A 26,346-nucleotide genomic window follows, 5' to 3' on the forward strand; every position below is an offset into this window, starting at 1 on the left:
ACTTTGACTTATCAGGAGCATTTATGAGTAAGCCATTACCGCTAGTGACGCGCCAGGGCGATCGCATTGCCATAGTCAGCGGCCTGCGAACCCCCTTTGCCAAGCAGGCAACTGCTTATCATGGTGTGCCAGCTGTAGATTTAGGCAAAATTGTGGTCAGTGAATTACTAGCCAGAAGTGGCGTTGCTCCTGAATTGATTGATCAACTGGTATTCGGCCAAGTGGTACAGATGCCAGAAGCGCCAAATATTGCCCGTGAAATAGTATTGGGCACGGGCATGAGTGTGCATACCGACGCTTACAGTGTTTCGCGTGCATGTGCGACCAGCTTTCAGGCGGTGGCGAATGTGGCGGAAAGCATCATTGCTGGCTCCGTGACGGTAGCGATTGCTGGCGGTGCAGATTCCTCTTCTGTTTTGCCCATTGGTGTCAGCAAAGCACTGGCACGGACCTTGGTTGACGTCAATAAAGCCCGAACGTTATCCCAACGATTGAAATTGTTTAGCCGCTTAAAACTGCGCGATTTACTGCCGGTAGCACCTGCGGTTGCCGAGTATTCAACGGGCTTACGCATGGGGGATACAGCCGAACAAATGGCAAAAACCTATGGAATTAGTCGCCAGGATCAGGATGCGCTAGCGCTGCGTTCTCACCAAATGGCGGCACAGGCCTGGCAACAAGGGTTATTACACGATGAGGTGATGACGGCTTATATTCCACCTTTTAGTGATGCCATCACTGAAGATAATAATATCCGCAAAGATTCCACTATGGATCAATACGCCAAATTGCGCCCGGCATTTGATCGCAAACACGGTAGTGTCACGGCGGCGAACAGTACACCACTGACCGACGGTGCAGCCGCTGTCATGATGATGAGTGAATCAAAAGCGAAAGAATTGGGTCTCCAGCCGTTAGGTTATTTGCGCAGCTTTGCTTTTTCGGCCATTGATGTCTGGCAAGATATGTTACTAGGCCCCTCTTACGCTACACCATTAGCACTCGATCGCGCTGGAATCACCCTGACAGACTTAACTCTTATCGATATGCATGAAGCCTTTGCGGCACAAACTCTGGCTAATCTGAAAATGTTTGCCAGTGATAGCTTTGCACGGGAAAAACTGGGGCGTAGCCAGGCAGTTGGTGAGGTTGATATGAGTAAATTCAACGTATTAGGTGGCTCGATTGCTTATGGTCACCCATTTGCAGCGACAGGGGCGCGTATGATTACTCAAACACTGCATGAATTACGTCGCCGCGGTGGGGGATTAGGGCTAACAACCGCATGTGCTGCGGGTGGTTTGGGTGCAGCAATGATCTTGGAGGTGGAGTAATGAGTCAGGAAAATACGCTTAGCAGTGGTGATGAAACGACTCTGGTGGAAGCTGTCGCTCCAGCCCATTCTGTATTCACTCTCAGTGTTCGGCCCGACAATATTGGTATCATTACTGTTGATGTTGTCGGTGATAAAGTGAACACCTTAAAAGCTGAATTCGCAGAACAAATTGCTGAAATATTGCTGCAAGCACAGGCTTTGAGCCAATTACAGGGATTAGTGATTATTTCTGGCAAACCGGACTCTTTTATCGCTGGTGCTGATATCACCATGATTGCCGCTTGTCGCACTGCGCAGGATGCTCGGATTTTGGCCCAGAAAGGCCAATCCATTCTGGCACAAATCGCGGCATTTCCTGTGCCGGTAGTCGCCGCGATCCACGGTGCTTGCCTTGGCGGTGGTTTGGAACTGGCGTTGTCATGCCATAGCCGAATTTGCTCACAGGATGATAAAACCGTGCTCGGCTTGCCAGAGGTGCAATTAGGGCTGCTGCCGGGCTCAGGAGGCACTCAGCGTTTGCCACGCTTGGTGGGAGTCAGTAAGGCGCTGGATATGATACTTACGGGTAGGCAGGTTCGTCCGCGACAGGCACTTAAAATGGGGCTGGTGGACGATGTAGTGCCGCAGGACATCTTGCTGGATGTGGCTATTCAGCGGGCAAAAGCCGGTTGGCTTGATAAACCGCCCTTGCCGTGGCAGGAGCGTTTACTCAGTGGTCCGCTAGGTAAGGCACTGTTATTTAATATCGTTCGTAAGAAAACGCAGGCAAAGACCAAAGGCCATTATCCAGCAACCGAGCGTATTATTGATGTGGTGCGTAAAGGGTTAGACCACAGCGGCCCAGCGGGTTATGAGGCCGAAGCTAAAGCTTTTGGTGAGCTGGCGATGTCCCCTGAGTCAGCCGCATTACGCAGCTTGTTTTTTGCAACCACCTCGCTGAAAAAAGAGACAGGTGGCAAAGCGCAGCCTCGCGCTATCCATCGTGTGGGAGTATTAGGGGGAGGCTTGATGGGGGGCGGTATTGCGAATGTTACCGCAACCCGTGCGGGGTTGTCGGTACGGATTAAAGATATCAATCCAACCGGAATTAATCAGGCGCTGAAATATACCTGGGATACCTTAGACAAGCGGGTACGCAGTAAACGGATACGTCCGGCTGAGCGGCAACGCCAAATGATGCTGATTTCCGGCAGCACCAATTATTCAGGTTTTGGCAATGTGGATATTGTAGTTGAAGCGGTATTTGAAGATTTATCGTTGAAACAGCAGATGGTGGCAGATATTGAGCATTTTGCGGCCCCTCACACTATTTTTGCCTCTAATACATCATCCCTGCCAATCAGCGATATTGCTGCACAGGCACAGCGGCCGGAACAGGTTATCGGCCTGCATTACTTTAGTCCGGTGGATAAAATGCCGCTGGTGGAAGTTATTCCACATGCAAAAACTAGCGAAGAAACTATTGCAACCACGGTTGCTTTAGCGCGCAAACAGGGCAAAACAGCGATCGTGGTGGCTGATCGTGCCGGGTTTTACGTAAATCGTATTTTGGCTCCGTATATCAATGAAGCAGCCCGCTGCATATTAGACGGTGAGCCTATAGATTCAGTTGATAAAGCTCTGGTCGATTTTGGTTTCCCGGTTGGCCCGATAACCTTGCTGGATGAAGTGGGAATTGATGTGGGTACCAAAATAATGCCTATTCTGGTGGAGAAGTTAGGGGCACGTTTTGCCGCACCGCCTTCTTTTGATGTCATCTTGAAGGATGGGCGGAAAGGGCGTAAAAATGGTCGCGGTTTCTACCTTTACCCCGCTAAAAGTCGCGGTTTTAAATGGAAAAGAAGTCCCGGTAAGCAAGTGGACATCAGCGTGTACACCTTACTGGGTGTCACACCGAAAGCGCATCTCGAATCTGCGGTGATAGCACAGCGCTGCACGATGATGATGCTGAATGAAGCCGCACGCTGTTTGGATGAATCCATCATTCGTAATCCGCGCGATGGGGATATTGGTGCAGTGTTCGGGATTGGTTTCCCTCCGTTCTTGGGCGGGCCTTTCCGCTATATGGACAGCTTGGGCGCAGATAAAGTGGTAAAAACACTGAATTTACTTGCCCAGCAATATGGCGACCGTTTTGAGCCTTGCTCATTATTGGTCACGATGGCTGAACAGAAAAAAAGGTTTTATCCGCCGGAAAACAGTATGGATGATGAGGCAATTACCGCACATAATTAAGAGTGTGAACAAGATCACCACCAGCAATTCTAACGGATAAGGTAGCTATACATCTGCGTCGACCCGCGCTACCTTAAATTAGAATCACGTAAAGTGACTATTCGTGCCAAAATGAATAAATTGTCACTTATTGCATAGGTGATAGAGTTTGGATTAAGCTGTTGATATGGTTACTCTGTAACCAATTAAGGTTGGCTGTCGGTGTTAGTGGTGTAAAAAACAGCCATTTTCTTTACCTCAAGTTTCAGGCAAAATGCCCGGCCGCCATAGAGAGACGGCGCGTTATCGTTATGAAGTTTCTTTGCTCTCAAGCAAAGGTTTCGGCGGTACAGCACGCAAAGCGTTTCTGTATAGCGTTATTTTGTTAACAAAAACGGTGCAATATGCAAGTTTTCATTATGCGTCACGGCGACGCGGCTCTTGATGCAGCCAGTGATGCGCAAAGGCCTCTGACTCTGTGTGGCCAAGATGAATCACGTCAGATCGCGAGCTGGTTAAACGACCAGTCCGTTGATGTAGAAAGGGTATTGGTTAGCCCTTATTTACGCGCAGGGCAGACATTGGAAGTGGTACGTGAAGTGTTGACACTTCCGGCTGAACAGGAAGTGATGCCAGAATTAACGCCAGGTGGGGATGCCGCTTTTGTTAGTTGCTATTTACAAGCATTGGCAAAAGAAGACTGTGCTGCGGTGCTAGTCATTTCACACTTGCCGCTGGTCGGCTACTTAGTGGCTGAACTTTGTCCGGGGCAATGCCCGCCGATGTTTGCGACGTCGGCCATCGCTTGTGTTGATTTAGATGATGAGACTGGCAACGGGACTTTTGACTGGCAGGTTAGTCCGACACAGCTTTTAGCTAAAGCTTGCCACGGCTAAGTATCATTTGAGCCAATGATCAATGGGCGCGGCATCACTGTCGCGCTCTTGTTATTTCTGCTCTTTGTGATGGGTAGACTGCATGCATGTATGTGGCAGCAAAATGCATCCTATAAGCTAATTCGGCTATTGTTCTAATTCGATTAATACCAATAATGCAGCCGTGCCACCCCATTCTTTCGGGGCCTGATGAAATGCCAGCACATCAGGATGTTGTGCCAGCCATAGGGGGGTTTGTTGCTTCAGAACATGCTTGCCATGTCCATGCATCACACAGGCGCAATGGACATGTTCGCGTTTACAAGCCGCAATTAATGCCCCCAACTCCTGCTTGGCTTGTTTCTGAGTTAATCCGTGTAAATCCAAAAACATATCGGGTGAGTAATCACCGCGTCGCAATTTTTTCACTTCAAAATGGTCAACACCTGGCCGCACATAGCGCGTTGGGCCTTCGGTATCCAACTGTGGTTGGAATTCGTCGGAAAAATAATAACTGGCATCAACTTGTTCTTGCAGCAACCGCTCCGGTGCAATTTTTTGACCCAGTTTGGGCGGCGAGCGATGGACAATCGTGTCTTGTTTTAACTTCTTTGCCCCGGCTATCGACTCTTTAAAAAGCTGTAATTCATCTGTTGTCAGGTGATATTTATTTTTCATTATCTGTTCATCGTACTTATGCAATTCACTCAGTTTACCTGTTGAGAGGCATCTGTCTAAATAAATGTAACAGTAGGATTAATAGCTTTAATGTCTATTTCATTATTTGGTTATCATTCAACTGGTGTATTGCTGCTGATTTGTGGCGTGCTTCATGGCAAACTAGGGGCATAGATAATGATTTTATGCCTTAGCTGGAGAATACCTTGGACAAGATTTTCGTCGACGAAGCAGTAAATGAGCTGCACACCATTCAGGATATGTTGCGTTGGGCAGTTAGCCGTTTTAACGCGGCCAATATTTTTTATGGTCACGGTACTGATAATCCGTGGGACGAAGCGGTGCAATTGGTTTTTCCAAGCCTCTTTTTGCCGATAGATATTCCAGAAGATATGCGCAATGCGCGCCTGACATCCAGCGAGCGTCATCGTATTGTTGAGCGAGTTATTCGCCGGGTAAATGAACGCATTCCGGTTGCTTACCTGACCAATAAAGCCTGGTTCTGCGGCATGGAATATTACGTTGATGAGCGCGTATTAGTACCTCGTTCACCGATTGGTGAGCTGATTAATAACAATTTTTCTGGGCTGATTCGCCATCAACCTAAACATATTCTGGATATGTGCACCGGCAGCGGCTGTATTGCTATTGCTTGCGCCTACGCTTTCCCGGAAGCGGAAGTGGATGCTGTCGATATCTCCAATGACGTGTTGGCGGTGACTGAGCATAATATTCAACAGCATGGCATGGAGCATCAGGTCACGCCGATTCGCTCTGACTTGTTCCGCGATTTACCGCCTATCAAATATGACTTGATTGTCACTAATCCGCCGTATGTTGATGCTGAAGATATGGCTGATTTGCCACAGGAGTTCCGCTTCGAACCTGAACTGGGTCTGGCTGCGGGCAGCGATGGCCTGAAACTGGCCCGTCGCATTCTGGCTTGTGCGCCAGATTTTTTACAAGATGATGGTGTGCTGATTTGTGAAGTGGGCAACAGCATGGTGCATTTGATGGATGAATATCCAGAGGTGCCGTTCACTTGGCTGGAGTTTGATAATGGCGGTGATGGTGTCTTTATGCTGACTAAACAGCAACTAATTGATTGTGCGCCACATTTCAGCATGTATCGCGATTAATCATTGACTTTTAAATCTGTCAGGGCGACGAGTTTCGCTCTGACCAAGTGCTTATTCGAGAATTCAAGGAGCCGTGATGGCTGGGAACAGTATAGGGCAGTTTTTCCGCGTCACCACTTTTGGTGAATCTCACGGCATCGCCTTGGGATGTATTATCGACGGTGTTCCACCGGGTATTCCCATCACCGAGGCTGATATTCAGTTGGATCTCGACCGACGTCGCCCAGGTACCTCGCGCTACACCACTCAACGCCGTGAACCGGATCAAGTTCGCATTCTGTCTGGCGTATTTGAGGGTGTCACCACCGGTACCAGTATCGGCTTGATGATTGAAAATACCGATCAACGTTCGCAAGATTACAGCGCAATTAAAGATGTGTTCCGCCCAGGTCATGCCGATTACACCTATGAGCAGAAATACGGCGTGCGTGATTATCGTGGCGGTGGTCGCTCTTCTGCCCGTGAAACAGCGATGCGTGTTGCTGCAGGTGCTATTGCGAAAAAATATCTGGCGCAGAAATTTGGTGTGCAGGTGCGCGGTTATTTAGCACAAATCGGCGATATCAGCTGTGACGTGGTTGACTGGGATCAAGTTGAGCAAAATCCCTTCTTCTACCCGGACGCCAGCAAATTGGAATCACTGGATGCCCTGATGCGCGAGCTGAAAAAGGCCGGTGACTCTATTGGTGCCAAAATTACAGTGGTGGCTGAACATGTGCCTGTGGGGCTGGGTGAGCCCGTATTTGATCGTTTAGATGCTGATTTAGCTCATGCACTAATGAGTATCAATGCGGTGAAAGGGGTGGAAATTGGTGATGGTTTTGCTGTAGTGAGCAAACGTGGTAGTGAAAACCGAGATGAAATTATGCCACAAGGTTTCCAAAGTAACCATGCGGGCGGCATTTTAGGGGGCATCAGCAGTGGGCAGCCAGTGGTAGCACATATCGCGTTGAAACCTACCTCCAGTATCACGGTTCCTGGGCAAACTATTAACCGGCAGGGCGAAGCGGTTGAGATGATCACCAAGGGTCGCCATGACCCTTGTGTTGGCATCCGCGCTGTGCCGATTGCTGAAGCGATGATGGCAATTGTGTTAATGGATCACCTGCTGCGCCAGCGTGCACAGTGTGGTGATGTGGTTTCAGACGTTCCGCGCTGGTAAGCACAATGAAAAAATGGATAGCGGGCTTATTGGCACTGATTGCCATCACCCCGGTGATGGCCGCGACGCCATGGCAACAGATTACCCACCCGGTGGCGGGCTCTCCGCAGGCAATTGGTGGTTTTGCCAATGGCTGCGTTATTGGTGCGATGCCGTTGCCACTCGAGTCAGCCGATTATCAGGTGATGCGCCCGGATCAGCGTCGCTATTTTGGTCATCCGGATTTGTTGAACTTTATCCATCGCCTGAGTGATAAAGCCCAAAAAAATCAGCTTGGTACAGTGTTGATTGGTGATATGGCGATGCCCGCTGGCGGACGTTTTAGCAGCGGTCATGCCAGCCATCAATCTGGCTTGGATGTGGATATTTGGCTACAACTACCGAAGCAGCGTTGGAGCCAACAGCAATTATTAAAACCTCAACCTATTGATTTGGTTGCCGCCGATGGTAAACGCGTGGTGCCAGCATTGTGGCAGCCGCAAGTTGAAAACCTGATTAAACTTGCGGCCAATGATAATGAAGTGACACGTATTTTCGTTAATCCGGCGATTAAAAAGCAGCTGTGTTTAGATGCCGGTGCGGATCGTACCTGGCTGCATAAGGTGCGGCCGTGGTTTGGGCATCGTGCCCATATGCATGTGCGTTTGCGTTGCCCGGCCGACAGCCTGGAATGTCTGGACCAAGATACGCCACCTCCGGGTGATGGGTGTGGTGCGGAATTGGAAAGTTGGTTCCAGCCTCATCAGCCAAGTGCTAAACCGGACAAAACCTTACCACCACCATTGCCACCTTCCTGTCAGGCTTTGTTGGATAACCATTTCGCTGCGGAATAAATCATGGATTGGTTTACCCTGGGTCCTGCGGTTTTAGGGATATTATTTTTAGTCGCTTTATTGGCCGGATTTATTGATTCCATCGCCGGTGGCGGCGGGTTACTGACCGTTCCGGCATTGCTGGCGGTGGGGTTACCTCCAGCGCAGGTCCTGGCGACCAACAAGCTGCAATCTGTTGGCGGATCATTCTCCGCCAGCCTTTATTTTATTCGCCGTGGCGCGGTTAATCTAAAGGAACAAAGGCTTACCATTGCTCTCACTGTGGTGGGATCAATGTTAGGCGCCATTTTAGTTCAGCATATGCGGGCCGATATTCTGCGGCAAATTCTGCCACTGTTGGTGATAGGCATTGGGGTCTATTTTCTGGTGACCCCCAAGCTCGGAGAAGTTGACCAACAACGCCGTCTGTCTGCACTGCCATTCGCTCTGATAGCGGGCGGTGGTGTGGGTTTTTATGATGGGTTCTTTGGCCCAGGAGCCGGTTCTTTCTATGCTCTGGCTTTTGTGACTTTGTGTGGCTTTAATCTGGCGAAATCCACTGCTCACGCTAAAGTGCTCAACTTTACCTCCAATCTCGGTAGCCTGATTTTCTTTATTGTCGGCGGCAAAGTGGTGTGGAGTATCGGGTTGGTGATGCTGGTAGGGCAAGTCCTGGGTGCCCGCCTGGGGGCTCACATGGTATTGACCAAAGGGCAGAAATTGATTCGCCCAATGATTGTCGTGGTGTCATTCGTCATGAGTTGCAAGCTACTGTATGACAGCCACGGTGCTGAGATTTCCGCTTGGCTAGGATTACATATTTTCGCATAATAATTTGTTTTGCATAACTGAAAATATCAAACAGAACAGTGAGCTTGAATGCCGCTGCTGATACCGCTGTTACGGACCCACGCATGACTCATGATTATCAACAATTAATCGATATTTTTAATGGCTGTTTTAGTGATGAATATAATACCCAATTGGTGAAAGGCGATGATGAACCCATCTATCTGCCCGCTGATGAACAGTTTTCTTATCATCGGGTGATTTTCGCTCATGGTTATTACGCTAGCGGTATGCATGAAATTTCCCATTGGTGTATTGCCGGGGAAGAGCGCCGCAAATTAGTCGATTTTGGCTATTGGTATTGCCCCGATGGGCGCGATGCATTAACTCAAAGCCAGTTTGAAGTGGTTGAGATCAAGCCGCAGGCACTGGAATGGATGTTTTGCGTGGCAGCGGGTTTCCCGTTCAATGTCAGTTGCGACAATCTGGAAGGTGATTGCGAGCCAGATCGCATCACATTCCAACGAAAAGTACGCGAACAGGTGTTGTGGTATCTAGAAAACGGAATATCCCCACGACCTGCGCGCTTTATTCAGGCGCTACAATCGTTTTACAATACACCATCATTCGCGGCAGAGCTTTTCCCTTATCCGGAAGATTTAGCTTAGTTTTCTGTTTGACTGAACATCCATTATTTTGGATATAAAAAATGAATATATTGAGGAAACGATGATCGCAGAGTTTGAAACGCACATCCTGGCGCAGATTGATGATATGGTAGAGCACGCCAGTGATGATGATTTATTTGCTGGCGGTTACCTGCGTGGTCATTTGACATTGGCAGTGGCTGAATCTGAAGAGTTTGGTGAGCACTCCGCTGAGCAGCTACACGCAAGGGTCCAAGCCAGTCTGGATAAAGCCATCAAAGCCGGTGAGCTTTCCCCTCCGGATCAGGCTTTAGTATTGGGGTTGTGGGATCGTTTATTGGAAAACGCCCAGTTGCCACACTAAATATTTTACTTAATAGCCCTCAACTCAGGCAGCTAATAAGCTAGCCAGGACGGGGAAATGTGCCGAATGGGTCGTAACGGCATAAGCCGTCGGAGCGCCCATCGGTGCAGTCACCCCGTCAGTCTTTGGACATGCAGCAACTTCAATAATACTTATCCAGAGATAGTTGAAGCACGCTGTTGCACCGGCCTGCCTTTCAGTAATTTTCGAATCCAGAATCGGTTAGGATTTAGTGCCGCCAGCGTGGCTGCATCTAATGGCTGCGGTTCGCCAAACATTTGCGCGGCCAGAATCTCTGCCACCAATGGTGCGCTACACAAACCGCGTGACCCCAAAGCACCCACCATAAATAACTCTGGCCACACCGGCGCGAGGGGAATGTCTTCTCCTTGCTGGATTTTGCGCGGCAAATCCTGGTATTGCGCCAGTGTGGCACTGTAATCCGGTACTGCGCCCACCATCGGTAAATGGTCACGAATAGCGCAACGCACGCCACAGCGCGCCTCATTATCGCTGATATCCACCTGTTGCGGCCAACTAACATCAGGCAAGCAGCGTAACAGGCGATCTCGATTTTCTTGCTGTTCGTCGGCACGAAAATCAGTCGTAACATCACCGCGCTGATAACTGGCGCCAATACAGTGATGCTGATTGGCGGGGTTCACTGGTGTCAGGTAACCGTCATAGCACAGCACTTGCCGCAACTGGCTAAGTACCGGCGTAGTGGGAATGTGTGAAACCTGTCCACGCACAGCCGACAGCGGCAGATGCTGTGTTTGCTCCCATTCGGATAAGCGGTGGCCGGTAGCCAGTACTACAGTGGCATGTTGTCTGCTTGCCTGCGGTTGCTTGTTTGCTGTTGATTGCTTATTGTTTGCTATCGATTGTTTAAATATGAGCTGCCATAGCCCGTCAACCCGCTCTAGCTGATGCAGTTCATGCTCATAGTTGCAGGTCATACCCTTTTGTTGCGCCAGCGCCATGAGCTCTATGGTGAGGTCTGATGGGCAAAGCCAACCACCGGCGGGATAATGGATACCATCGTGAGCGCAATCTAACCCAGCCAGCGCACTGAGTTGTTCGCGGCTCATCGCTGCGGCAAGTGATGCCGGCCAATCGGTTTGCAGCATTTTATCAATTTTGCCACGGCTTTTAGCATCAAAGGCCAGCTGGCTGACGCCACACCACTGATGATCAAAGCGGATACCTTGCTCAACCAATTGAGAGTATTGACGGCGGGCAAAGGTAAAAGCACTGGTGAAAAATATTTCCAGGGCATCATTTTTGCCGTTAAGTAATGGGTAGAGTGCGCCTTGTCGATTGCCTGATGCACCTTGGGCGGGTTGTGCGTCGGCGCAATAAAGTGTCACTTTGGCGCCACGGCGTAGCAACGCTAGTGCTGTCAAAGCGCTGACAATTCCTCCGCCGACAATGGCGATATCATCACAATGAGTGGCCGATGGCCGGTGATACCAAGGCTCAGATTGGGCATTAAGGCGTTGTGGCAGTGTACCGGTTAGCATCTCACGTTTTTGCCCAAACCCTTTGACTTTAGCGACGTCAAACCCTGCTTGTTGCAAACCACGGCGCACAAATCCGGCCGCCGTAAAAGTGGCGAATGTGCCACCGGGCCTTGCCATCCGTGCCATGGCATTAAACAGTACATCATTCCACATATCAGGGTTTTTAGCCGGTGCAAAACCATCAAGGAACCACGCGTCCACTTGATTATTCACGCTGGAATCCAACTGGGGCAGCAGGGTATTCACATCACCAAACCACAGATCCAGTGTGATAGCCCCCTCAGCCAGTAAAATGCGGTGGCATCCTGCCATCGGCAACGGCCACTGAGCACGGAGTTGTTCGGCAAAACAGGCCAGTTCTGGCCAGCGCTCATGGGCGGCGGTTAAATCAGCGATCTGAAGTGGGTATTTTTCGAAACTAATATAGTGTAAACGTTGCAGTTTAGCTGCGGGATGAAGCTGGCGAAACTGGGCGAAGTTACGCCATAATGTCAGGAAATTCAACCCAGTACCAAAACCAGTTTCGGCAAAAATACAGTTCTCACGTGGATGTTGTGCAAAGCGCTCGGGAAAGCCATTTCCCTTGAGAAAAACGTAGTGAGTCTCTTCTAATCCATCTTCATTAGAAAAATAGATGTCACCAAACTGTTCCGATACAGGTGTACCCTGTTCATTCCAGCTTAATGTTGCCGTTTGGATTGGGGGGTGGCTCACGTTGAAAGACTCATATCTCAAGGGGTAGGGCGATTCTAACTATGTGACCCGCTGGGTGCAAATCGTAAAATTATCTGGGTATATTACGCTGATCGGACTTGTTCGGCGTACAACTGTACGCTAAAGTGCGTTGCAAAATCCCGAATGTAAAATAAGTGGAAGAGGTATTGAATGAAGCGTGCAGTCATTACTGGCTTGGGTATTGTATCCAGCATTGGTAATAACCAGCAGGAAGTTCTGGCATCTTTACAGGAAGGCCGCTCTGGCATTACTTTCTCTCAGGAATTTAAAGACGCAGGTATGCGCAGCCATGTGTGGGGCGACGTCAAGCTCGCACCTGAGACCATTACAGAAAATATCGACCGTAAAGTGCTGCGCTTTATGAGCGATGCCTCTGTTTATGCTTATCTTTCCATGAAACAGGCCATTGAAGATTCTGGTCTGACGGAAGAACAAGTCTCCAATTTCCGCAGTGGGCTGGTCGTCGGCTCTGGTGGTGGCTCACCCCGTAACCAGGTGGCCGGTTCTGATGGCATGCGCGTGAAAGGTTTGCGTGGCGTAGGCCCTTATATGGTCACTAAAGCGATGGCATCCGGTGTCTCCGCGTGCCTGGCAACCCCCTTTAAAATCAAAGGCGTAAACTATTCCATCAGTTCCGCTTGTGCGACCTCGGCACACTGTATTGGTCATGCGTTGGAACTGATCCAACTGGGCAAACAGGATGTGGTGTTTGCCGGTGGCGGTGAAGAACTGTGCTGGGAAATGTCCTGCGAGTTTGACGCTATGGGCGCATTGTCTACTAAATACAATGAAACCCCGGCGAAAGCATCCCGTACCTATGATAAAGACCGTGATGGTTTCGTCATTGCTGGCGGCGGCGGCATGGTTGTTGTTGAAGAGTTAGAACATGCGCTGGCGCGTGGTGCACATATCTATGCTGAGATTGTGGGTTACGGCGCAACGTCAGATGGCGCTGATATGGTGGCCCCATCAGGTGAAGGCGCAGTACGTTGCATGAAGATGGCAATGGACGGCGTTGATACACCAATTGACTATATGAACGTACACGGCACTTCTACTCCGGTGGGTGATGTGAAAGAGTTGGGCGCGATCCGTGAAGTGTTTGGTAATAACACGCCAGCTATCTCCTCAACCAAAGCCATGACGGGTCACTCTCTGGGTGCCGCTGGTGTACACGAAGCTATCTTTAGCTTATTGATGGTTGAGCACGGCTTTATTGCTCCAAGCATTAATATTGAAAATCTGGATGAGCAGGCTGCGGGGATGAATATCGTCACTGAGCCAACCAAACGTGAACTGAACACTGTTATGTCTAACAGCTTCGGTTTCGGTGGCACCAACGCTACCTTGGTCATGCGTAAATACCAGAAATAAGATCAATCGCAGATATTTCTGCTACATGATCGTTAATAATTAGGCCTGCGAGAGATCGCAGGCTTTTTTATTCGCTATAAAATAAACACAGTTCTCTAAAATTGTCTAATTAACAAAAATACCTATTTTTTGGCTTAACTTTGGCATTTCTTACAAAAGAGGTCTGGTAGATCACATGTTATTCATAAAATATCTTATACTCAAGATCTGATAAAGATAACACTATAAAAAGTAGGTGATTGAATCGTAAAGTATTCACGCTAATCTCACCTATTTTTACTGTGCTTATATTCTTTTAAAGTAAAATTTAGAGCTAAAAAATCCTTGCCTGCTAAAAAACGTTAATTCACAATATTAGAACAATAATTAAACAAATCTATTTTTGCTTTCTAATTTACCAACACTGCAGGGTAGTTTAATGAGCCATAATCAAAGTGATCAGAAGTTTAAGATTGCCGATTTAAATGAGCGCGTCGTTCATGAAATTCTTGAAGTTATAAGTGATGGTATCTGGGACTGGAATGCCAACAATGGATTTGTTTACCGCAATACCGGCTGGTATGAAATGCTGGGATATCCGGCTCATGCTTTTGAGAATACAGTACATACTTGGGAGAAAATTATTCATCCAGATGATTTTGAAAGGGTTATGTTTCAGTTCGATGCTTATATAAATCAACAAGCCGAAAGATATCAGATTGAATATCGTTGCCGAACCCATGATGGGGACTATATCTGGATTGAAGATCGCGGCAAGGTGATTGAACGTAATAGTGATGGCACAGTATCCAGAATGATAGGTGCTCACCGGAATATCCATGACAGAAAAAATCGTCTTGAAAAATTAGAATTAAAAAATAAAACCTTGGAAGCATTAGTCGAAGAACGAACTACTGAGTTACGCGAAAGTAATTTTCAGCTTCAACAGCAATTAGATATTAAAAAAATTCTTTCAGAAACGGATGTATTAACCTCCACTGCGAATCGTTATTTGTTAGAAAAGGTTCTAAAGCATGAATATAATCGTGCTAAGCGTTTTTGCCAGCCTCTCTCATTACTTTCATTGGATTTAGATAATTTTAAATCTATTAATGACAGATACGGCCATTTGGTGGGTGACTTAACTCTGACACATATTGTTGATGTCACTAGGAATAGCATTAGAGAGATTGACGTTTTAGGCCGTTGGGGTGGCGATGAATTTATGATTGTGTTGCCTAATACGCAATTAGCTGAGGCTAAAAATATTGCCGAGAAAATTAGAAAACTGGTTGAGCTCATGCCGGTGGATGACAATATTTATGTCACAATGAGTCTGGGCGTGGTTGAGTTGGAACAAAACGAATCGCAGGAGCAATTACTCATTCGCGCAGATAAAATGCTCTATAGTGCAAAAGCGGCGGGCAAGAATATCATTATCGGCTGATATTCTTGGCCCGTGATGCTATCGACTTTCGGTATTACTATGGCTGAAGCGCATATTGAGCCGCTGCTTTAGCATGTATCGCCGTGGTATCAAACACAGGCACCGTGGCATCTTGCGCATTTACCAGTAGGTAATCTCAGTACAGCCAAAGATAATCCCTTGTGCGCCTTGCTCTTCTAAATGGCAGATGATACGGCGATATTCCTGACGTGACCTTTCACTGATAATGCCAAGACATAGCTCTTCATAAATAATGCGATTAATGATTTCGCGGTCTGCGCTGTTGGGCGTAATCACGTTAATATCGTGTTTTTCAGTTAAACGGCCACGGTAGAAATCTTGCTCCATGGTATAGCGGGTGCCGAGCAAACCGATCTTATTGATCCCTTGTTGCTTTATTTGCGTCGCAGTGGCATCGGCAATATGCAATAAAGGTAATCCACTGGCCGTTTCAATATCATCTGCCACTTTATGCATGGTGTTGGTGCATACCACCACAACCTCTGCCCCGGCACGTTTTAAGGACAGCGCGGCATCGGATAACACCTGGCCTGCAGTTTGCCAATCACCTTGGGCCTGTAACTGCTCAATCTCATGGAAATCCACACTATAGAGAACAATCTTGGCGCTGTGTAACCCACCTAATTGTTCTTTAACGTGTTGGTTGATCATCCGGTAATAAGGAATAGTTGATTCCCAACTCATACCGCCAATAAGGCCCAAAACTTTCATCATTATTATTCCTATCTGTTACTTATGGCGGGTGAAAGTGTGATTCCGCATGGATACCAAGATAACGGCAGGTGTACGGTAAGACAATATGAGGAAATGATGTGAGGTGGGATTTTTATTAATGCGATATTTATCAATACAGTGTTGCCTCAGGATAACCGCCGCAGCGGCTATCCTGAATATGGACTAGAACCAGGCTTCCCACATCGCCCCGACGTTGAAAGAGTCAAGACGTGTATCTTCGGTGTCGGTCGTGGTGGCAGTATGTTGTTATCGACTTCACCACCGGTGACATAGAAGCGCAGCATTGGTCTGAAGTCTGCGCCCATCGCGATAGAAATGTTCTGGGACAGTGTCAACTTCCAGCCTTTGTTATCGCCGCCGGTATCATAATCCACCCGCTGATAACCCGCTTCAAGCCAGGTCGAATGTACGTCATTCCAGAAATGCATTGGGCGAATAATCACACCATAGTTACGACGAGTGTCCTCACTATGGTTGCTTCTATCATAATCATGGAATGCGGCGAGGTAAGTCACGGAAGTTTGTGGTGTGAACTTATAGGTACCCTCAACACTGGTATAAATAGTACGGAGATCAGCTGTTTTGTTATAAACACTATTGTCGGAATTATCTGAATAACGGGTAACCCATTTATTTTCGATGTTTTCACCGGTATGGCTAAGCACAACGGCAGTCTGCCAGGCTTTCAACTTTTCTTCGCTTTCAATAGCTTTAGAATCAAAACCATAGTTGGTAAACAATTCAAAATTAATCGGCCCCAACTTCACGCCATGTATTTTGGATGTTAAAGCATAATGGCCATTATCACCGGTTCCTGAACCACCAGTACAGGTAATGCGTGATGGATTTGATTGGTCTGCGATAACTTCAGGATTACAGGATTGCACTGCGCCAACAGCCGCGGCATCAAGTTGAACGCCACCGAGATCCAGATTTTTTATCCCGGCACCTTGTCCGTCGTGGGTCATCCAGAAGTAGTCGTTAATACCTTGTTGCGGGCGCTGATGGAAATCGCGACCAGCCCATAAATAAGCATTCGGTTGAGATTCAAATAAGTTCGTCACCCCGGCGTACGCTTTTTTCAGGTTAACTTCATCACCCCAATGGTCAAGCATGACCACCACATCCCATATAGCGCCATTATCACCTTTAAAGGCTTTAGAAAGTTGGAACTCCCCACCGTTACCTTCATTACCCAAACGTCCAATCGCTGAAGAGCCATTATAGGAGCCATCAACACCGACGTATTTTTGGTCACCCGCCTGGAATTGTGCGCCATATCGCGCATAAGCATTGAATTTTAGGCCGTAAGGGATAGCCATATCCGGGCTTGGCGGAATAGAGGCTTTCTCAACGATATCTACGCTTGGTTTTTGGATAGTGGCCGCTTCTATTTTTTCTTTACGTTCTGCTAGTGCTTTTTCTACTGCGTCGGCCACTATTTTATTAAGTTGCTCAGTGGTAATCGTAGTAACTGTTTCTTGTGCCAGTACAGAAATAGGGCAAAGCGCGGCGATAACCGCCATTGCTAATGGTAGTTGTTTGTATATTTTCATCGCTATCTCAATTTAGTATTTTATTATAGTAGGCGATATTATCCCGCCCGAATTTAACAGAATAATAGTGCTATCACCAAAGTAAGGTTGTTTCTATAATTTCATTAGACTAAGTTTTATTTGAATTTTTGGCGTAATAGTCTCTCCGTTTAAGATGGATGATATTTTTTATAATTAAAAGTTAGCGCTGATAAAGATGAATAATTTCCTCTGATAATTCACGTGCCAACAAAGAAGTCATTAAATGGTCCTGTGCGTGAACCATAATAAGTGTCATCGGTTGTCGGGCCTCTCCTGCATCTTGTTCAATGAGCTTGGTTTGCATATGGTGCGCCTGCCGGGCAAAGCCATCAGCTTCCTGTAGTAAATTTTTGGCTTTATCAATGTCGCCTTTGCGCGCAGCTTGTAATGCTTCAAAGCACAGGCTACGTGATTGTCCGGCATTAACAATAATTTCCATTACTGCTTCTTCTAATTCAATCATGATTTATTCCTAAATTAATCGAAACCATTATTTGCCGCGGTAGCCGTAAACCATTCCCCGCTTTTTTTAATTGTTCGTTTCTGGCTGGGTAAATCTAATTGAATAAAGCCATAACGATTTTTATAACCATTACACCAGGACCAGTTATCGATAAATGTCCACATATGGTAGCCAAGGCAATGACAACCTTCACTGATTCCTTTATGTAGCCATTTCAAATGGTCGGAAATAAAGTCTATGCGATATTGATCGTTAATTTTTCCGTCTTGGATAAATCGCTCTTCATTTTCGACTCCCATACCATTTTCAGAAATAAAGCAGCGAGGGTTACCATAATTAAGCCGTAAATTGGTCAAAATATCGTAAATACCAGGTTCATAAATCTCCCAGCCGCGATAAGGATTCATTTTACGGCCAGGCATTTCGTAGGCATCAAACAGCCATTCGGGCATAAAAGGTGCTTGTGGGTTTACCGCACTGTCACGGCATTTTACGCGCCGTGGTTGATAGTAATTAATGCCCAGCAGATCGATTATACCCTCAGCAATTAAGGCTTTATCCCCTTGCAGGCGTAGCGGCATTTGGTCGTAATCACACAGTAAATCAATGAGCTCCTGTGGATATTCACCGCGCAATGCGGGATCAAGGAAGCTGCGGTTAAACAAGAGATCAGCATATTCGGCCGCTTGCAGATCAGCAGGGTTCTGCGAGCGTGGGTATGACGGGGTCAGATTCAGCACGATACCAATTTCCCCCTCATACGAACCAGCGCGATAAGCTTTAACTGCTGTCGCATGTGCCAGTACCGTGTGATATGCCACTGTCGCCGCACGTCTGAAATCCACCACATTGGGATAATGGAAGTCATATAGATAGCCACCTTCAACAGGAACAATCGGCTCATTGAAGGTAAACCAATGCTTAACCCGATCGCCGAACAGTTCAAAACACACTTCGGCGTAGTGCTTCCAGGCATCAATCACTTCACGGTTTTCCCAACCGCCAATTTCTTGCATGGCCATCGGCATATCAAAGTGAAACAAGGTAATAAAGGGCGTAATACCTTGGGCCAGAAGTTCGTCTATCACATTGTTATAAAAAGCCACTGCCTCAGGATTCACTTCCCCAACGCCATTTGGGATTAACCGCGTCCAACTCAATGAAGTACGAAAACTGTTGTGATTCAGTTGCTTAAGTAAAGCAATATCCTGTTTCCAATGGCGATAGAACGTAGAGGTATCATTCGGGCCAATCTGTTGGTGAAAGCGCGACGGTTGGCTGGCGTACCAAGCATCCCAGGTGGTGGGGCTTTTGCCTCCGCGCAGGCTTTCTCCTTCAGTTTGCAGTGCAGAACTGGCGCTGCCCCACCAGAAGTTATCTGGAAATTGGTATTTCATTAATCTGCTCTCTTTATCAGTTGCTACGGACGGTATCTGAAAGTGATGGTGCGTTACCTGAGACTTTTTCCCCTTCAGTTTTGACTAGCGAGCGCTCATAAGCACGCAGGAATGGCAGATAGATCAGGGCAGAAACCATCATACATATCAAGCACATCATTACAGGGCTAAAGGCCCAGTTTGCCGCCCAGGATGCACCAATTGGAGCCGGTGTTGTCCACGGGGTCAGAGAAACCACTTGAGCAAGCCATCCTAGTTTGGTTGCAGTGTAGGCCAGCACGGCGTTGATCATGGGTACGCAAATGAAAGGTATGAACATTATTGGGTTCATAATGATGGGAGCACCGAACAAAATAGGCTCATTTATATTGAAGAAGCTTGGTACTACGCCCAACTTACCAATGGTACGTAAATGAGTGACTTTGCTGCGTAACAGCAGGAAAGCCAGTGGCAATGTGGAACCTACGCCACCAATCAGTAAGTAGTGATCCCAAAAACCTTGCAGATAGATATGCGGTAAGGTTGCGCCGACGGCCAATGCGGCTTGGTTTGCCGCTAGATTGGTCATCCAGAATGGACTCATGATGCCGGTAACAATCAGTGAACCGTGAATACCGGAGAACCAGAAAATCTGGCACAACAATACTGACAGTAATATTGCTGGCAAAGAGTCTGATGCAGAAACTAATGGAGCCAGTAAATGCATGATAGCTTCTGGAATGATCATGCCAGTCTGCGATTCAATGAATAAATTGAGTGGATGCAATGTAGCAATAATGACCAGAACCGGGATTAGAATTTCAAAAGAGCGCGCAACACCGGTTGGCACCTCTTTCGGCAAGCGAATAGTAATATTGTATTGCTTCAATGCGGCATAAACGCGGGTAGAATAAATAGCGGTAATCAGTGCAGTGAAAATCCCTTGACCAGAAAGGTATTGCGTCGAGATTTTGCCGTCGGCAAAGGGAGCTGCAACTAACAAGAATGCCATAAATGCCAATAAACCTGTCATAACCGGGTCGAGATTAAACTGTCGACCCAGACTTGCTCCTACTCCAACCGAAATGAAAAATGTCATCACCCCCATGCTCAGATTGAATGGCAGCATGAGTTGCGCACGGTAGGTCTGAGAAAAGTCCAGCCATGCTCGGGCAAATCCTATTGTGGTGTCGGCAGAAAAGGGTGGGAAAATAAACACCAGCATAAATGAGCCGATGATCATGAAAGGCAGTGCTGCGGTAAAGCCATCACGGATAGCAATAACATATTTTTGCTGTCCGAGACGTCCGGCTAGCGGAGTAATAGATTGTTCAATAACAGCAACCATCGATTGATAAAGAGAACTCATTTGAACACCTTCTTAGTGGGTCGCGTTAATGAGCGACAGTGCATAGTCCAGGACTTTATCGCCACGCTGCATTCCGTAATCCATCATATCGATGGGCTGAACAGGAATACCGTGAGCAGCGGCCTTTTCTGAGAGCATACCTAACATGTATTTCACTTGCGGCCCGAGGAGTACGACCTGATAGCGCGGAAACTGAGTATCAAATTCAGATACGCCAAAAGCATCAATCTCAACAGGAATCCCTCTTTCATCGGCAACGACCCGCATTTTCTTAACTAACATGCTGGTGGACATCCCGGCAGAGCAACACAACATAATCTTGAACATCTACAACCATCCTCAAAATATAAAAACGAGATGAAAAACGATTTTGACACTCCACGGAAACCGTTTTCCAATTAGGTAATGCGGCTGTTTCGAGAATGATTGGATATCATACGGAAACCGTTTTCCATTCAAAGTGGAGAGAACTGTGATAGCCATCAAAGTCCAGTATATAAAGGGATTATTTATTTGATGGCTATCACAGCTTTGAGGTTTGGATAACTATTTTGAAACGTGATGGAAATTCGGTTTCCATGACAAATGGAAACGACTATACTCAGGAAGCTGTAATAGTTGGGCCGAGCTGTATTTAGGAATGACAGGCAAGGACTAAAGCCTGCCGAGGAGAGAATCATGTCTACAATCAACGATGTATCACGTTTAGCTGGGGTTTCTAAAGCCACAGTCTCACGGGTGTTGAGTGGTTCACGTGGCGTTAAGGAAGCCAGCCGCCTGGCCGTACTGAAAGCGGTCGATGAACTTAATTATCGGCCAAATGTTATCGCTCAATCATTATTGAGCCAGTCTACGGGGTGCATTGGTGTTATCTGTGCGCAGGAAAATATAAATCAAACTACCGGCTATCTGTATGCGCTTGAAAAACATCTGAGTCAGCATCAAAAGCATCTGCTGTTGCGTTTTGCCAATAACAAAGCTGAAGTTATGCAGGCACTGGATGAATTGACCTGTGGTTTGTGTGATGACGTGCTGATCATTGGTGCCCGTTTCCCGCTTAATCTCGCGGATGAAAGTATTATTCTGGTCGATTGTATGGATGTCGATGCCACTAACAGTATCCATTTTGATCACGCTTTTGCCGCAGAAACCGCCTGTAATTATTTAATAAAGCAGGGTAGAAGGAAGATTGCTTTAATAAATCCGGATAGCAGTGGGTATGTGGACGAAGTGCTTTTGGGTTATAAGCGAGCATTGGAAAATAACTTTTTGCCCTTCAACCGTGACCTGATCTTTATGGATTCCTCTTCTTCATCGGTGGCGTTACAAGTGCTGCTTAATAGCAGTGCGACACTCAATTTTAATGCCCTACTGGTGGCGGATGAGCGGGAAGCTCAAAGCGTTATTCCACAGCTTCAGGCGTTTAATAAATCTGTTCCTGATGACATTATGGTATTTAGCCTGGCCGGGTCATTACATTATCCGGGAGTGCCGACCATTCCTGCGATTGAATATTCTATGGATGCGATGGCTGCGAAAATAGTGGCATGGCTTAATGAAAAAACCAAAAATGTGCTGGGTTCATACGCATTACGTGGAGATTTAATTATTCCGGATATGCCTGCCAGAAAATGACTTCTGTTTAAAATAGCGCTGTGGCAATCTCAGCGCTAAGTAAGGATAAAAACGCCCCTTCGTTAATACTTAGATGACGCCCAAAATAGCGTAAATAATTCGAATTGCAGGAAGGCTGCAAGGGAACTCATGCCGATGAGCATGAGCTTACATGAGTAAGTGATTCGGGTTATTGAGCGTAGCCAACACACATGCAGCTTGAAGTATGACGGGATAAACAAATAGTGGAACTGTGATGTGACTCTGCTTTTATCTCTTTTCTATGTCTATCATGTCTGTTGCAACAAATCTGTAGCAATTGGATGTCTATGGATTCTTATATCCGCAGTGTTTGGCTTTGCAGCTCACCCCGCAACGTCAAGCGAGAAAGGGATATACCATCAACTGGATGACGGAGCTTGAGATGATAAAAGTAAAAACGGCGTATACCTTGACCTTATTGGCAATACTCCTTCCTGCTTCACCCCATATTATGGCTCAAGATAAAAGCGATAATTATAAGCTTGAACAGGTTTTGGTCATGAGCCGTCATGGTATACGCGCACCTCTAGTGAATTATGGCGATATGCTTTCTAGTGCAACACCGGACAAATGGCCGCAATGGACGACACCTGGAGGCTATCTGACGCCAAAAGGAGCAGAGCTTGAGGCGATGATGGGCGGGTATTTCCGCGAGTGGCTGGCAGATACTACGTTATTAAAATCAAAAGGATGCCCAGCAACTACGACGGTATTTACCTACGCCAACAGTTTACCCAGAACCATTGATACCGCGCAGCATTTCTTATTTGGTGCTTTCCCCGGCTGTAATGTTCCCGTTGTCCACCAAAAAGAAATTGGCAAAATGGACCCGGTATTTAATCCAATCATTACCTTGGATATCACTCCTGAGTTTAAAGAGAAGGCATTAGCTTCTATTAATCAACACGCCGGGCCAGGTGGCGTTGAGGGGCTGAATAAGCGCTTGCAGCCTAATTATGATTTACTGTCCAAGATTTTGGATTATAAAAATTCACCTGCTTGCTTGATAGATAAAAAATGTGACTGGAGCACGCAATCGACTGATATCGTGTTAGTAAAAAATAAAGAGCCGGGCATTACAGGTCCACTAAGATTCGGTACCGGTGCTTCGGATGCTTTCATGTTGCAATATTATGAAGGTTTTCCAGCCAAAGATGTCGCCTGGGGGCGCATTCACTCTTCTGAAGAGTGGCGTAAATTAATCGATATTAAAAATCTTTACCATGAAACTTTATTCGGTTCACCCGCTATAGCAGATAATGCTGCCGAGAAATTGGTTGGTTTTATCAGTTCCGCCTTTGATCCGGTGGGTGAGAAAACACCAAATGAATTAGCGGCACAAAAAGCCAAATTGGCGGTATTGGTTGGGCATGACTCCAATATTGCGTCACTATTAGCCGCGCTCAAAACGAAAGAATATCAGTTGCCAGATCAGTATGAGAAAACACCTATCAGCGGTAAGGTAGTATTCGAACGTTGGAAAGATATTAAACAAAACAAAGAATTGATGAAGATTGAGTATATCTATTTGTCGACCGAGCAAATCCGTAATAAAACACCGCTGTCACTTCAAGCTCCGCCAAAACGCGTCACACTGGAAATTAAAGGGTGTCCGATTGATGCTAAAGGATTCTGTTCCATGGATGATTTTAGAAAAGCGATAAAACAAAATACCCAAATCTAGTTTGAGGCCACTGCGGATAAGTTTGGTCAGAAGCAGAGAATAGGGGCTGGCATAAAACGACGAGCTGCGCTAACGTGGCCTTCTTTGTCAGCCCCTGCTATTTGTAGATCTTCTGATGACACTATTCACGACTACCCATCACGCAGCAAAAACTGTTTTCAAACCTTTTTTGAAAGACCGCTTGCTGCATATTCTGTTGATTTTAGGTATCGGCCTGACCGCATTGATGCCTGCAAAAATTTCGACCTTTCCACAGTTTATTGACTGGACCACCATTGTCACTTTATTGGGATTAATGCTACTGACGAAAGGCGTCGAGGTGAGCGGTTACTTCGATTTCATCGGTCGCAAGATTATTAATACATTACAGACGGAGCGGCATCTGGCGCTGTTTTTAGTTTTGTCAGCGGCAGTGTTGTCCTCTTTTTTGACCAATGATGTGGCACTGTTTATCATTGTTCCACTGATTTTAACGCTAAAAAAGATATCTGCTTTACCGGTTTCACGTCTGATTATTTTTTCAGCACTGGCGGTGAATGCAGGGTCACTATTAACGCCGATCGGTAACCCACAAAATATTCTATTATGGAGCCGTTCAGAGCTGTCATTTATTGGTTTTACACTGCAAATGGCTCCGCTGGCGGCAATAATCTTGTTGACCTTGCTGGCCGTGACTTGGTGGCGTTTCCCTGCGCGTAAAATCAGCAAACAAGCTTCCAGCCCGGTTTACCCTTACCAATCTCGCTTATTACTCAGCTGTTTAGCGCTGTATGTGATTTTTATTATTTGTGTGGATTTTGGCTGGGCGGGTTACGGGCTATTGGTTGTTTTTGCCGGGTTATTATTACTGGCACGGCGCGTTTTACTGGCAATAGACTGGAGTTTGATCGTGGTCTTTATGGCGATGTTTATTGATGTGCGCTTACTGACTGAATTACCTGGCTTACAGTCACTCTTCAGTGAAATCAAAACATTATCTGCGGCTGCGGCTTATATATTGGGTATCGGGTTATCCCAGGTTATCAGTAATGTTCCAGCGACCATTTTATTACTTAATTACCTGCCTTCCAGTGCGCTGGTGGCTTACGCAGTTAATATGGGTGGCTTTGGCTTTGCTTTAGGATCTATGGCCAATTTAATTGCACTTCGAATGGCGGGTGAACCGGCCATCTGGCTAAAATTCCATGCTTATTCGCTGCCATTCTTATTCTGGAGTGGGTTGGTCGGCTGGCTATTATTAGTGCTCTGAGATAAGGGGAGTCACTTTATTGGCTTAGAGCGAAATATCCAGAGCCAATAAAGTGGTTCACTGCGCTTAGAGAAAAATAGCCAATAAAAAAGCCATGACAATAATCAGCGCGACAAAGACCAGTGATGGTTTTTGCAACAAGGGTTGTAATGACTGTGGCAGGGCGGCAATCAGCGGGTTAATCAAGGGTTGAATGGTTTCTCGCTCTTCGGCTAAGTGCTGTGCGGCATTCGCCCGGCCTAATCGGGCGGAAAATAAGACATTAATAATGTCGTTTAGCTGCGCCTGCGTCAGCGGTGTGGTGGGGCTAGCCTGGAAACGATTCTGACTATAATCAATCAATAGCTGCTGTTCCTGCGCATCGGCGGGCTGTTTCAGGGCCGTTTGCAGGTTAATCAGTGTTGGTGCGGTTTGCTGACTGAGAGCCACTTTGGCCTGTAAAAACTGGCTGAGTATCTGAAAATGACGCGCGGGTAGCGGGTCATTACTTTTCACTCCCATCATATCAAATAGTGCCTGCCAAATTTTGGCTGGCTGCTCACCGGTCGCAGCACTGAGTTTAGCTACCAATGATTGAATATGTTGATGTTCCGCAGGCAGCAATGGTCTGTCAGTTATCGTTGTTAACTGAGGCTGTGGAATATTCAGCGTACCGGATTGTAGTAATACCAACACCTGTTGCAACTCAGCATGACTCAACTGACTTAATACTGTATGACCAAACTGCTGACGGATAAAATCACTCACCGCCTGGCGGTTATTACCTTGGGGCAGCAACTCGGTAAGCTGTTGGCGTAGCTGGTGATTAGTATGGTTTTCCTGAGCCTGAGACAAGCGAGTTTGCAGTAGCTGCTCTGCGGGTGGGAAGTGGCGAGCCAGCAAATCACTGGTGCTGCTAAGGGATAAGTCATGGCGCAAAGCCGCCCAAATCTCGGCAGATTTTATTGGGCTGAGTGCCATGATCCGCACTATTAGCTTTTCCAGCGTGGTGCGCTGTGCTGGGGTCAAAGCTCGCTCTTCCACTTGGCCCACCGAGGGCTGTTTGTTCGGCGCAACATTGCGATCATTGGCAATAGGAACACCTGGGCCGTTCAACGGTTGCATATAACCAGTCCTTCGCAGTGGAGGCGACAGTGTGGAGG

General features: G+C 46.9%; 21 protein-coding genes and 2 pseudogenes. 14 read left to right on the top strand and 9 right to left on the bottom strand.

The window, feature by feature from the left end:
* Positions 1–23 precede the first annotated feature (23 nt).
* The 3 genes from fadI to sixA all read left to right on the top strand — a co-directional run bounded on the left by fadI (position 24) and on the right by sixA (position 4,446).
* The gene (fadI, locus tag ACF3VQ_RS06655) at positions 24–1,334 is read left to right on the top strand and encodes an acetyl-CoA C-acyltransferase FadI (RefSeq protein WP_392434004.1); all 1,311 of its coding nucleotides are present in this window, start codon (positions 24–26) and stop codon (positions 1,332–1,334) included.
* Positions 1,334–3,571: a fatty acid oxidation complex subunit alpha FadJ gene (gene fadJ, locus ACF3VQ_RS06660; RefSeq protein ID WP_392434006.1), complete on the top strand. Its 2,238-nt coding sequence runs from the start codon at positions 1,334–1,336 to the stop codon at positions 3,569–3,571. The genes fadI and fadJ overlap by 1 nt, the downstream gene beginning before the upstream one ends.
* Before the next feature lie 383 nt (positions 3,572–3,954).
* Complete coding sequence (sixA, locus tag ACF3VQ_RS06665) at positions 3,955–4,446, top strand: phosphohistidine phosphatase SixA (RefSeq protein ID WP_392434008.1); 492 nt, start codon at positions 3,955–3,957, stop codon at positions 4,444–4,446.
* Positions 4,447–4,572: 126 nt separating this feature from the next.
* Here the strand turns inward: sixA and smrB are convergent, their stop codons facing one another.
* Positions 4,573–5,103, bottom strand: coding sequence for an endonuclease SmrB (gene smrB / locus ACF3VQ_RS06670; RefSeq protein ID WP_392434010.1), 531 nt, complete (start codon positions 5,101–5,103; stop codon positions 4,573–4,575).
* Positions 5,104–5,309: 206 nt separating this feature from the next.
* Between smrB and prmB the strand changes: the two genes are divergently transcribed.
* The 6 genes from prmB (at position 5,310) to ACF3VQ_RS06700 (ending at position 10,016) form a co-directional block, all read left to right on the top strand.
* Positions 5,310–6,242, top strand: a complete 933-nt coding sequence (prmB, locus tag ACF3VQ_RS06675; RefSeq protein ID WP_392434012.1) for a 50S ribosomal protein L3 N(5)-glutamine methyltransferase — start codon at positions 5,310–5,312, stop codon at positions 6,240–6,242.
* 76 nt (positions 6,243–6,318) lie between these two features.
* Positions 6,319–7,404 carry a chorismate synthase gene (aroC, locus tag ACF3VQ_RS06680; protein WP_392434014.1) on the top strand — a complete coding sequence of 362 codons (1,086 nt, stop codon included), beginning with the start codon at positions 6,319–6,321 and terminating at the stop codon, positions 7,402–7,404.
* A gap of 5 nt (positions 7,405–7,409) precedes the next feature.
* The gene (gene mepA, locus ACF3VQ_RS06685; protein ID WP_392434016.1) at positions 7,410–8,237 is read left to right on the top strand and encodes a penicillin-insensitive murein endopeptidase; all 828 of its coding nucleotides are present in this window, start codon (positions 7,410–7,412) and stop codon (positions 8,235–8,237) included.
* Positions 8,238–8,240: 3 nt separating this feature from the next.
* On the top strand, positions 8,241–9,047 hold the full coding sequence (locus tag ACF3VQ_RS06690; RefSeq protein WP_392434018.1) for a sulfite exporter TauE/SafE family protein: 807 nt from the start codon (positions 8,241–8,243) through the stop codon (positions 9,045–9,047).
* 83 nt (positions 9,048–9,130) lie between these two features.
* Positions 9,131–9,673 carry an elongation factor P hydroxylase gene (locus ACF3VQ_RS06695; protein ID WP_392434020.1) on the top strand — a complete coding sequence of 181 codons (543 nt, stop codon included), beginning with the start codon at positions 9,131–9,133 and terminating at the stop codon, positions 9,671–9,673.
* 61 nt (positions 9,674–9,734) lie between these two features.
* Positions 9,735–10,016 (top strand): YfcL family protein, encoded by a 282-nt coding sequence (locus ACF3VQ_RS06700; protein ID WP_392434022.1) that lies wholly within the window; start codon positions 9,735–9,737, stop codon positions 10,014–10,016.
* 152 nt (positions 10,017–10,168) lie between these two features.
* On the opposite strand, the gene mnmC is transcribed toward ACF3VQ_RS06700, so the two are convergent.
* A complete protein-coding gene (gene mnmC / locus ACF3VQ_RS06705; RefSeq protein ID WP_392434024.1) occupies positions 10,169–12,253 on the bottom strand; it encodes a bifunctional tRNA (5-methylaminomethyl-2-thiouridine)(34)-methyltransferase MnmD/FAD-dependent 5-carboxymethylaminomethyl-2-thiouridine(34) oxidoreductase MnmC in 2,085 nt (694 codons plus the stop codon).
* A gap of 171 nt (positions 12,254–12,424) precedes the next feature.
* Here mnmC and fabB point away from each other — a divergent pair, with 171 nt between their 5' ends.
* Both fabB and ACF3VQ_RS06715 read left to right on the top strand, forming a co-directional pair.
* Positions 12,425–13,648, top strand: coding sequence for a beta-ketoacyl-ACP synthase I (gene fabB, locus ACF3VQ_RS06710; protein WP_392434026.1), 1,224 nt, complete (start codon positions 12,425–12,427; stop codon positions 13,646–13,648).
* Between the two features lie 418 nt (positions 13,649–14,066).
* Positions 14,067–15,074, top strand: a complete 1,008-nt coding sequence (locus ACF3VQ_RS06715; RefSeq protein ID WP_392434029.1) for a sensor domain-containing diguanylate cyclase — start codon at positions 14,067–14,069, stop codon at positions 15,072–15,074.
* A gap of 37 nt (positions 15,075–15,111) precedes the next feature.
* On the opposite strand, the pseudogene ACF3VQ_RS06720 reads toward ACF3VQ_RS06715, so the two are convergent.
* The 6 genes and pseudogenes from ACF3VQ_RS06720 to ACF3VQ_RS06745 form a co-directional block, all read right to left on the bottom strand.
* Positions 15,112–15,806, bottom strand: a pseudogene (locus ACF3VQ_RS06720) (aspartate/glutamate racemase family protein).
* 186 nt (positions 15,807–15,992) lie between these two features.
* Positions 15,993–17,386, bottom strand: a pseudogene (locus ACF3VQ_RS06725) (carbohydrate porin).
* Positions 17,387–17,567: 181 nt separating this feature from the next.
* Entirely contained in the window at positions 17,568–17,870 is a 303-nt protein-coding gene (locus ACF3VQ_RS06730) for a PTS lactose/cellobiose transporter subunit IIA (RefSeq protein WP_005158562.1), read from the bottom strand.
* 14 nt (positions 17,871–17,884) lie between these two features.
* Positions 17,885–19,267 carry a glycoside hydrolase family 1 protein gene (locus ACF3VQ_RS06735; RefSeq protein ID WP_392434033.1) on the bottom strand — a complete coding sequence of 461 codons (1,383 nt, stop codon included), beginning with the start codon at positions 19,265–19,267 and terminating at the stop codon, positions 17,885–17,887.
* Between the two features lie 16 nt (positions 19,268–19,283).
* A complete protein-coding gene (locus ACF3VQ_RS06740; protein WP_392434035.1) occupies positions 19,284–20,615 on the bottom strand; it encodes a PTS sugar transporter subunit IIC in 1,332 nt (443 codons plus the stop codon).
* A 12-nt stretch (positions 20,616–20,627) separates the two neighbouring features.
* A complete protein-coding gene (locus ACF3VQ_RS06745) occupies positions 20,628–20,942 on the bottom strand; it encodes a PTS sugar transporter subunit IIB (RefSeq protein WP_005158553.1) in 315 nt (104 codons plus the stop codon).
* 351 nt (positions 20,943–21,293) lie between these two features.
* Between ACF3VQ_RS06745 and ACF3VQ_RS06750 the strand changes: the two genes are divergently transcribed.
* The 3 genes from ACF3VQ_RS06750 to ACF3VQ_RS06760 all read left to right on the top strand — a co-directional run bounded on the left by ACF3VQ_RS06750 (position 21,294) and on the right by ACF3VQ_RS06760 (position 25,204).
* Positions 21,294–22,250, top strand: coding sequence for a LacI family DNA-binding transcriptional regulator (locus ACF3VQ_RS06750; protein ID WP_005171884.1), 957 nt, complete (start codon positions 21,294–21,296; stop codon positions 22,248–22,250).
* 403 nt (positions 22,251–22,653) lie between these two features.
* Positions 22,654–23,955, top strand: coding sequence for a bifunctional glucose-1-phosphatase/inositol phosphatase (gene agp / locus ACF3VQ_RS06755; RefSeq protein ID WP_392434038.1), 1,302 nt, complete (start codon positions 22,654–22,656; stop codon positions 23,953–23,955).
* Positions 23,956–24,070: 115 nt separating this feature from the next.
* Positions 24,071–25,204 carry an SLC13 family permease gene (locus ACF3VQ_RS06760; protein ID WP_392434040.1) on the top strand — a complete coding sequence of 378 codons (1,134 nt, stop codon included), beginning with the start codon at positions 24,071–24,073 and terminating at the stop codon, positions 25,202–25,204.
* Between the two features lie 66 nt (positions 25,205–25,270).
* Here ACF3VQ_RS06760 and flk read toward each other — a convergent pair whose 3' ends face one another.
* Entirely contained in the window at positions 25,271–26,308 is a 1,038-nt protein-coding gene (gene flk, locus ACF3VQ_RS06765; RefSeq protein ID WP_392434043.1) for a flagella biosynthesis regulator Flk, read from the bottom strand.
* Between the last annotated feature and the right edge of the window lie 38 nt (positions 26,309–26,346).

Source organism: Yersinia fenwicki, assembly GCF_043099325.1.
In the GTDB taxonomy this organism is placed as follows: domain Bacteria; phylum Pseudomonadota; class Gammaproteobacteria; order Enterobacterales; family Enterobacteriaceae; genus Yersinia.

Excerpts from the sequence above, each read along its gene's own strand:
- flk (WP_392434043.1), bottom strand. The coding sequence starts at position 26,308 with ATGCAACCGTTGAACGGCCCAGGTGTTCCTATTGCCAATGATCGCAAT.
- agp (WP_392434038.1), top strand. The coding sequence starts at position 22,654 with ATGATAAAAGTAAAAACGGCGTATACCTTGACCTTATTGGCAATACTC.
- fabB (WP_392434026.1), top strand. The coding sequence starts at position 12,425 with ATGAAGCGTGCAGTCATTACTGGCTTGGGTATTGTATCCAGCATTGGT.
- ACF3VQ_RS06690 (WP_392434018.1), top strand. The coding sequence starts at position 8,241 with ATGGATTGGTTTACCCTGGGTCCTGCGGTTTTAGGGATATTATTTTTA.
- ACF3VQ_RS06730 (WP_005158562.1), bottom strand. The coding sequence starts at position 17,870 with ATGATTGAATTAGAAGAAGCAGTAATGGAAATTATTGTTAATGCCGGA.
- ACF3VQ_RS06750 (WP_005171884.1), top strand. The coding sequence starts at position 21,294 with ATGTCTACAATCAACGATGTATCACGTTTAGCTGGGGTTTCTAAAGCC.
- aroC (WP_392434014.1), top strand. The coding sequence starts at position 6,319 with ATGGCTGGGAACAGTATAGGGCAGTTTTTCCGCGTCACCACTTTTGGT.
- sixA (WP_392434008.1), top strand. The coding sequence starts at position 3,955 with ATGCAAGTTTTCATTATGCGTCACGGCGACGCGGCTCTTGATGCAGCC.
- ACF3VQ_RS06760 (WP_392434040.1), top strand. The coding sequence starts at position 24,071 with ATGACACTATTCACGACTACCCATCACGCAGCAAAAACTGTTTTCAAA.
- ACF3VQ_RS06695 (WP_392434020.1), top strand. The coding sequence starts at position 9,131 with ATGACTCATGATTATCAACAATTAATCGATATTTTTAATGGCTGTTTT.
- fadJ (WP_392434006.1), top strand. The coding sequence starts at position 1,334 with ATGAGTCAGGAAAATACGCTTAGCAGTGGTGATGAAACGACTCTGGTG.
- ACF3VQ_RS06735 (WP_392434033.1), bottom strand. The coding sequence starts at position 19,267 with ATGAAATACCAATTTCCAGATAACTTCTGGTGGGGCAGCGCCAGTTCT.
- ACF3VQ_RS06715 (WP_392434029.1), top strand. The coding sequence starts at position 14,067 with ATGAGCCATAATCAAAGTGATCAGAAGTTTAAGATTGCCGATTTAAAT.
- ACF3VQ_RS06745 (WP_005158553.1), bottom strand. The coding sequence starts at position 20,942 with ATGTTCAAGATTATGTTGTGTTGCTCTGCCGGGATGTCCACCAGCATG.
- smrB (WP_392434010.1), bottom strand. The coding sequence starts at position 5,103 with ATGAAAAATAAATATCACCTGACAACAGATGAATTACAGCTTTTTAAA.
- fadI (WP_392434004.1), top strand. The coding sequence starts at position 24 with ATGAGTAAGCCATTACCGCTAGTGACGCGCCAGGGCGATCGCATTGCC.
- ACF3VQ_RS06740 (WP_392434035.1), bottom strand. The coding sequence starts at position 20,615 with ATGAGTTCTCTTTATCAATCGATGGTTGCTGTTATTGAACAATCTATT.
- mepA (WP_392434016.1), top strand. The coding sequence starts at position 7,410 with ATGAAAAAATGGATAGCGGGCTTATTGGCACTGATTGCCATCACCCCG.
- ACF3VQ_RS06700 (WP_392434022.1), top strand. The coding sequence starts at position 9,735 with ATGATCGCAGAGTTTGAAACGCACATCCTGGCGCAGATTGATGATATG.